The organism is Streptomyces sp. SID3212 (assembly GCF_009865405.1).
In the GTDB taxonomy this organism is placed as follows: domain Bacteria; phylum Actinomycetota; class Actinomycetes; order Streptomycetales; family Streptomycetaceae; genus Streptomyces.
The window spans coordinates 1-7,121 of the sequence record NZ_WWJY01000363.1; the positions used below are offsets into that span (position 1 = coordinate 1).

Annotated in this window: 7 protein-coding genes; 1 reads left to right on the plus strand and 6 read right to left on the minus strand. The window is 71.3% G+C overall.

Translation table 11 applies throughout. The annotated features are described in order from the left end of the window. Nucleotides 1-239: hypothetical protein (locus GT042_RS38945; protein ID WP_237530683.1), on the plus strand; the 239-nt coding region annotated here is incomplete at its 5' end. Between the two features lie 111 nt (nucleotides 240-350). Here the strand turns inward: GT042_RS38945 and GT042_RS11035 are convergent. The 6 genes from GT042_RS11035 to GT042_RS11055 all read right to left on the minus strand — a co-directional run. Beyond that, on the minus strand, nucleotides 351-2,078 hold the full coding sequence (locus GT042_RS11035) for an ABC transporter ATP-binding protein (RefSeq protein WP_345943735.1): 1,728 nt from the start codon (nucleotides 2,076-2,078) through the stop codon (nucleotides 351-353). Next, nucleotides 2,075-3,064: an ABC transporter permease gene (locus GT042_RS11040; protein WP_161308533.1), complete on the minus strand. Its 990-nt coding sequence runs from the start codon at nucleotides 3,062-3,064 to the stop codon at nucleotides 2,075-2,077. The genes GT042_RS11035 and GT042_RS11040 overlap by 4 nt, the downstream gene beginning before the upstream one ends. Further along, on the minus strand, nucleotides 3,061-4,035 hold the full coding sequence (locus GT042_RS11045) for an ABC transporter permease (protein WP_345943737.1): 975 nt from the start codon (nucleotides 4,033-4,035) through the stop codon (nucleotides 3,061-3,063). The genes GT042_RS11040 and GT042_RS11045 overlap by 4 nt, the downstream gene beginning before the upstream one ends. Before the next feature lie 62 nt (nucleotides 4,036-4,097). Next, nucleotides 4,098-5,831 carry an ABC transporter substrate-binding protein gene (locus GT042_RS11050; protein WP_161308534.1) on the minus strand — a complete coding sequence of 578 codons (1,734 nt, stop codon included), beginning with the start codon at nucleotides 5,829-5,831 and terminating at the stop codon, nucleotides 4,098-4,100. 209 nt (nucleotides 5,832-6,040) lie between these two features. Then, nucleotides 6,041-6,139, minus strand: coding sequence for an Ms4533A family Cys-rich leader peptide (locus GT042_RS40065; protein WP_345943736.1), 99 nt, complete (start codon nucleotides 6,137-6,139; stop codon nucleotides 6,041-6,043). A 112-nt stretch (nucleotides 6,140-6,251) separates the two neighbouring features. Then, nucleotides 6,252-7,121: DUF3152 domain-containing protein (locus GT042_RS11055; RefSeq protein WP_237530684.1), on the minus strand; the 870-nt coding region annotated here is incomplete at its 5' end.

Genomic DNA, 7,121 nt, shown 5'->3' on the forward strand with positions numbered 1-7,121 from the left:
GGGGGCGTGCGAGGGGCGTGGACAGACATGGCGGCCTCCGGGTCCCGCGCGAGCGCGCGGCGGTCGCGCCGTGCGAGCCCGCGCACGAGCCGGTCGCACGACAGCCCGGACTCACCCGTCGCATACGGACGGCGACCGTCCGTGAGCAGTCCGATCCGCACGAGGACACCCCCGATCTCCCTTGTGAGCGGCCGCCGTTGATCGGCGACTCGCAGCGGGACGACCGTAAGCGGACATGACGGTGGTGCGACGGACGGTTGTCCGTCGCACCACCAGAAGGGGTGAATCCACGTAACTTTCCCGCACCGGCGGCGTTCCGTCGCGCTACGGTGCGCTTACGTCACGCACCGTCAGGCAACGGCCACGTCCTTGCGGAGCCCGGTCCGGGCCGCCCTGCGCTCGGCGGCGACCGCCGGGTCGAGCGCGGGCACGGCGGCGAGCAGTTGGCGGGTGTACGGGTCGGAGGGCGCCCCGTACACCTCGTCGACCGTGCCCTGTTCCACGATCCGGCCCGCCCGCATGACCGCGACCCGGTCGCTGACGTGCCGGACGACGGCGAGGTCGTGGGCGATGAAGACCAGCGCGAGGCCCAGCTCCCGCTGGAGCTCGGCGAGCAGCGCGGTGACCTGGGCCTGGGTCGTCACGTCGAGCGCCGAGACGGGCTCGTCGCAGACGATCAGCCGGGGTTCGGCGGCCAGGGCCCGTGCGATGCCGACGCGTTGGCGCTGGCCGCCGCTGAACTCGTGCGGGTAGCGGTCGTACCGGTCGGGGTCGAGCCCGACGCGCTCCAGCAGCTCCCGTACGCGCGCGACGGTCCGCGCCTGGTCGAGCACGCCGGCGGCCCGCAGCGGGTCGGCGACGGATTCGCCGATGGACCGCCGGGGGTTGAGCGACGAGACGGGGTCCTGGAAGACCATCTGGAGTTCGCGCCGGTAGGGGCGCAGCTCCTTCTCGGACAGGGTGCCGATGTCGGTGTCGCGGTAGCGGAGTTGTCCGGCGGTGGGGTCGAGGAGGCGGACGAGCATGCGGCCGAGGGTGGTTTTGCCGCTGCCGCTCTCGCCGACGATGCCGAGGGTTTCGCCGGGGCGGACGGTCAGGCTGACGCCGTCCACCGCTGCGACGGTGGTGCGGCCCCGCTTGAACTCTCTGCGGAGGTCGACGGCCTCCAGGAGGACGGCGTCGTCGCGGTGCGCGCCCACGGGGTGGGCGGTTCCGTCCTCGATCGCCGGACGGGCTGGGTGTGGCCCTGACGGCCTCGTCAAAGGGGAGTCCACCCTCGGGACCGCCGCCAGCAGCGCTCGCGTGTACGCCTCCCTCGGGGTGCCCAGGACCTCCCCCACCGTGCCCGTCTCGACCTGGCGGCCGTGGCGCATCACCAGGACCTCGTCCACGCTCTCCGCCGCCACCCCCACGTCGTGCGTCACCAGCAGCAGGCCCATGCCCGTCTCCCGGCGCAGGTCGTGCAGGAGGTCCAGGATCTGGGCCTGGACGGTGACGTCCAGGGCCGTCGTCGGTTCGTCCGCGATGAGGAGCCGGGGTTCGCACGCCAACGCCATCGCGATGAGCGCGCGTTGCCGCATCCCGCCGCTGAACTCGTGCGGCCGGGACCGCGACCGCCGTGCCGCGTCGGGGATGCCGACCCGGTCGAGCACCTCGACGGCCCGCGCCCGCGCCGCCTTGCGCGAGGCGTCCGTGTGCACGCGGTAGACCTCGGCGATCTGGTCGCCGACCGCGTAGTACGGGTCCAGGGAGGACAGCGGGTCCTGGAAGACCATGGCCGCCACCGCCCCCCGCAGCGCCCGCAGTTCGCGGTCGGAGGCCGTGCCCACGTCCGTACCGTTCACCAGGACCGTGCCGCCGACCTCCGCGCCGGTCCCCCGGTGCAGGCCGAGCAGCGCGGCGGCCACGGTGCTCTTGCCGCTGCCGGACTCCCCGACCAGGCCGATCGCCCGGCCCGCGTCGAGCGAGAAGGACAGGCCGTCCACGGCCCGTACCGACTCCTCCCCCGTCGTGAAATCGACGGTGAGTCCCTCGACCACGACCAGGGGCCCGTCTTCCCTCACCAGTCGCTCGCTCACTGGAGCACCACCCTCCGGTCGGCCACGGCGTACAGCAGATCGGCGAGCACGTTCGCCAGGACGACGGCGGCCCCGATCACCAGGACCACCCCGACCACCACCGGCAGGTCGATCACCTTCACGGCGTCGATCAGCGTCTTGCCGATGCCGGGGATGCCGAAGAGCGACTCGGTGAGGACCGCGCCGCCGAGAACCGTGCCGACATCGAGCGCGTTGAGCGCGATGACCGGCGGTACGGCGCCCCGCAGCGCGTGCTTCCCGACGACCGTCCGCTCCCCCACGCCGTACGCGCGGAAGGTGCGGATGTGGTCCTCGGCGAGCGTCTCCAGCGTCGAACTGCGCGTCAGCCGCGCGTACTTGGCGCTCTCGAAGAGCCCGAGGGTGAACCACGGCAGGAGCATGTTCCACGCCCACTGCTCGGGGTCCTCGGTGAGCGGTACGTACGACGGGAAGGGCAGCCACTGGAGGTACGCGCAGACCACCATCAGGATCAGCAGCCCGAGGATGAAGACGGGGGTGCTGGTGCCCGCGAGCGTGAACAGGGTCAGGACCCGCTCGGTGACGCCCCCGCGCCGCAGCGCGGACAGCAGTCCGGTGCCGACCCCGATGACCAGCCACACCACCATCGCGCCGAACGCGAGGGAGGCGGTCGCGGGGAGCCGCTGGACGATCAGCTGCGTGACCTGCTGGTCGGTCTGGTACGAGAAGCCGAGGCAGGGCGCGTCGCAGTGCAGGGTGGCCGTGCCGGTCGAGTAGTCGCGGCCGGCGAAGACGCCCTGGATGAAGTGGGCGTACTGCAACCACACCGGGTCGGTCAGCTTGAGCTGTTCCCGTACCTGCGCGACCTGCTGCGGCGAGCAGCGCTCCCCGCAGGCGAGCCGGGCCGGGTCGCCCGGGACCACGTAGAAGAGTGCGTAGATCACGACGGACAGGACGAGCAGGACGAGCAGCGCGCCGCCGAGCCGTTTGAGCAGGTAGCGCGTCATGAGGCCGTTCCCTCGGGCGTCTTGCGTGCGGAAGGCGTCTCGCGTGCGGTACGGGGGGTACGGCCCGCGCTCCTGCGCGAGCGGCCGACCCGCAGCCGGCTGGCCTCGCGCGGGTCGAGCGCGGTGCGGACCGCGTCGCCGAGCACGGTGAAGGCGAGGACGGTCACGAACAGCACCCCGGAGGGCAGCAGTACGTACATGGGGTCGGCGCGGAACCAGGTCTGCGCGCTCGACAGCATCTGTCCCCAGGACGGTGTGGGCGGTTTGACACCGACCCCGAGGAAGGAGAGCGAGGCCTCGGTCACGATGTTCGAGGGCAGCAGGATCGACGCGTACGTGATGACGGGCGCGGCGAGCGACGGCAGCAGTTCGCGCCGGGCCACCCGCAGCCTGCCGGAGCCGCCGAGGCGGGCCGCGGCGACGAAGTCGAGTTCCTTGAGGCTGAGGGTCTGGGCCCGCACGATCCTCGACGTACCGCCCCAGTTGAGCAGGCCGATGATCAGGATCAGCAGCAGCGAGCGCGGGAACTCGGAGGGCACCACGGCCGTCAGGGCGATGCCCATGACCAGGAACGGCAGCGCGACCATCACGTCGGTGACGCGGCTGAGGAAGGTGTCGAGGAAGCGGTTGCCGAGGCCGGCCGCCAGGCCGACGGCCACCCCGATGGCGAGCTGGACGACGGTGGCGCCGAGGGCGACGAGCAGGGAGACCCGGGCGCCGTACAGCATCCGTACGAACAGGTCGCGCCCGGTGCCGGGTTCGACACCGAGCCAGTGGTCGGCGCTCACTCCGCCGAAGGACCCGGTCGGCACCCCGCCGCGGGCGGAGTCGATCAGGCTGTCGTGGTACGCGTTGGCGTCCTGGCCCTCCAGCGCGGCGAGCAGTGGCGCGGCGAGCGCCAGGACCACCAGCAGGACGAGGACGACGGCCGCGACGACCGCCGAGGGGCGGGAGCGCAGCCGTCGCCACACCTGGCGCCCGCCCGAGGCGGCGACGGGGGTCGCCGCCTCGGACGTCAGGAGATCAGCGGCGGTCACTTGACGGAGACCTGCGAGATGTCGAGGACGCCGGTCCAGTCACTGATGACGACGTTCTTGATGTCCTTGCCGACCAACCGCTTGTAGACCGGGTGGAAGAGGGGGACGTCGAGCGCCAGCTCGCCGATCTTCTTGTCGAGGGCGCCCCAGCGCTTCGCGGCGGCGGCCGGGTCGGTCAGCTTGTTGATCTCGTCGATCTCCTTGTTGACCGCCGGGTCGTTCAGCTGCGCGTGGTTGAAGTTGCCCGCGCCGTCCTTGACGATCTGGCGGCCGTCGAAGATCGGGGCGAGGAAGGGACCGCCGGACGGCCAGTCGGCTCCCCAGCGGGAGAGGAAAAAGCCGGGCTCCTTGGAGACGGTCTTGCGGGCCTCGCCGAAGGCGTTGTTCTCCAGGCCTTCGAGCTTGACGGTGATGCCGGCCTTCTTGAGCGCCTCCTGGACGGCGGTGGCGACCTCGGGGCTCGTCTCGCGGTTCTGCTCGGTGGAGTGCGTGAGGGTGATGGTCAGCCCCTTCGGGTAACCGGCCTCCTTCAGCACCTCCTTGGCCTTGACCGGGTCACCGGTCTTGCCCGCCGGGAACGGGTCGTACGGCGTGTAGCCGAAGGCCGGCTGGTTGGGCAGGAAGGTCGTCGCGGGCTCGGCGAGCGCGGAGCCGCCAGCCGCGTTCACGACGCTGGTGCGGTTGATCGCGTACGAGATGGCCTGGCGCACCTTGGGGTTGTCGAACGGCTTCACCTTCGGGTTGAAGGCGAGGTAGTTGGTGTACCCGAAGTGACCGGTGCCGACACGCGAGGCGAGGTTCTTGTCACTGTCGACCCGGGCCAGCTCGGCCGGCCCCAGGTTGGTGTCGGTGGTGATCGCGGCGGCGTCGGCGCCCGTGCTGGTGGACAGGCGCTGGTTGATGACGGCCGCGTCGAGACCCGCCTTCACGTCGATCCTGTCCGGGTAGGCGTGCCGCTCGTCGTCGGTCGCCTCCGACCAGTTCGGGTTGCGCTCCAGGACGAGGTGCTCGCCGTCGCCCTCGTTCTTGACGACCTTGTACGGGCCGGAGGAGACGGGCTTCTCCTCGTACTTCGTCCCGGTGTCCTTGGCCTTCGGCACCGGCGCGAACTGCGTGGCGGTGGCGAGGAAGGGGAAGTCGCCCTCGGGCTTGTCGAGCTTGAAGATGATGGTCTTCGCGTCGGGCGTCTCGATCGAGGCGAGGCCCTTCTTGTCCTTGTACGGGCCCTCGTACGTGGACCCGCCGACGAGCCAGTCGCGCAAGTACGGGGCGCCGCCGGACAGTTCGGCCGCGAAGGAGCGCTCGATGCCGTACTTGATGTCGGCGGTGGTGATCGGCGAGCCGTCCTCGAACTTCAGCCCGTCCTTGAGGGTGTACGTCCACTCGGTGGCGTCCGCGTTGGGCCGGCCGGTGTCGGTGGCGAGGTCGGGGACGACCTTGTTGCCCTCGGCGCCGTTCTCCCGGTTGCGGGTGGTGAGCGTACGGAACACGAGCGAGGGGACGTTGCCGCCGCCGGACGTGTAGAGGCGCGCCGGGTCGAAGTCGGTCTGCGGCTCGTTGTTGAGCACCGAGAGCGTCCCGCCCTTCTGCGGCTTGCCGGAGGCGGAGGCCGCGCCGCCGTCGCTCTTGGCATCGTTGTCCTCGGGACCGCAGGCGGCGGCGCCCGCGGCCATGGCCAGGGTGACGGCTGCCACGGCCACGCGGCGGGAAATGACGGACGGTTGACGCATCGGAAGAAGCCTCTCGGTGTGCTGCACAGGCAGGGGGGGGTTGGGGTGGTGCCGGGAGATCGGACGGCGGGTATCGCCTTCCGGCCGGAGGCAGGCAGCAGTGACCGAGGTGGGGAGAGGGAACCGGCTGGCCGCGCCTGCGTACGGACGGAGTACACGCCCAGCGCGGTGAACGACGGCGGGAAGGCCGGCGCGCGCGAGGGCAGGCGTCAGCTACAGAGAATGTCCGCCACGCACAGCGCGGTCACGCCGATGAGCGCGAGCTCAATGGCGGCATGACCGGGTATGGCGGTGCGGCGGGGAGACATGCCGAGAAATATGAACGACCCCGCGTCCGGATGTCAATGTTATTTGAGACGGCTGTCTCAATGTGTGGGATGCCCGGCCGGGATGTCCGGGCCGGGATGTCAGGGCCGGGAGTCAACGCGTGGGATACACCCAGGGATTCGGCTTGCACTTGATTCCCTCCACGTTCAGGGACTTGGTCTGTTGCTGCATGACGGGCGCGAGCGTCCCCGGCGTGCGGCAGCTCACATGGCTGTGCCCGAGCCGGTGGCCCACCTCGTGGTTGATGAGCATCTGCCGGTACGCGAACATCGCGTCGTCGCCGTACGTCTCCGAACCCCGCGCCCAGCGGAACGCGTTGATCATGACGCGGTCGGTGGAGGCCGAGTCGCAGGACACGTTGTCGACGGTGGTGTCGAGGCCGGACTTGGCACACCAGACCGCGGTGGTCCCCGGGCTGGCCAGGGTGATCACGAAGTCCGGTTCGCCGCTGGAGATCCGCTCGAAGGTCATGGCGCCGTTGTGCGCCCAGCTCCGGTCGTCGTTGAGCGTCTTCTGCACGGCCTCGGCGAACAGCCCGCCGTCCAGGCCGAGTCCCTTCTCCACGTCGACCCGGTAGCGGAACTTCTGGCCCTTGCCGGGCCCCTTGTCGAGCCCCGGTACGGCACCGAAGTCGCCGGACGCCCTGAGCTCCGGGTCCAGCGGGAACTGCTGGGTCATCAGCTGCGCGTACGTGAGGGGCGCCGCAACGACCCGCTTCGGCGCGGCGTCCCCGGCAGGGGTGGGCCGGCCCTCCGAGCGGGAGGTGATGTCGTCCCCGGCGACCCGGTCCGTGCTTCCTGACGCCCTGGCGCTCACCTCGCGGGTGCCGCCGTCGGCGACCTGTCCGGCCACGACGACGGCGAGGACGGTGGTCACGGCGGCGGCCGCGATGCCGGTCAGGGCGCGGCCCTTGCCGCCCCGGGCGGTGTCCGGCGCGTCGCCGGACGGACCGGCGGGCGGCCC

What these genes read in the sequence shown, in the direction of transcription:
- GT042_RS11050 (WP_161308534.1), bottom strand. Translation starts at nt 5,831, where the DNA reads ATGCGTCAACCGTCCGTCATTTCCCGCCGCGTGGCCGTGGCAGCCGTC.
- GT042_RS40065 (WP_345943736.1), bottom strand. Translation starts at nt 6,139, where the DNA reads ATGTCTCCCCGCCGCACCGCCATACCCGGTCATGCCGCCATTGAGCTC.
- GT042_RS11040 (WP_161308533.1), bottom strand. Translation starts at nt 3,064, where the DNA reads ATGACGCGCTACCTGCTCAAACGGCTCGGCGGCGCGCTGCTCGTCCTG.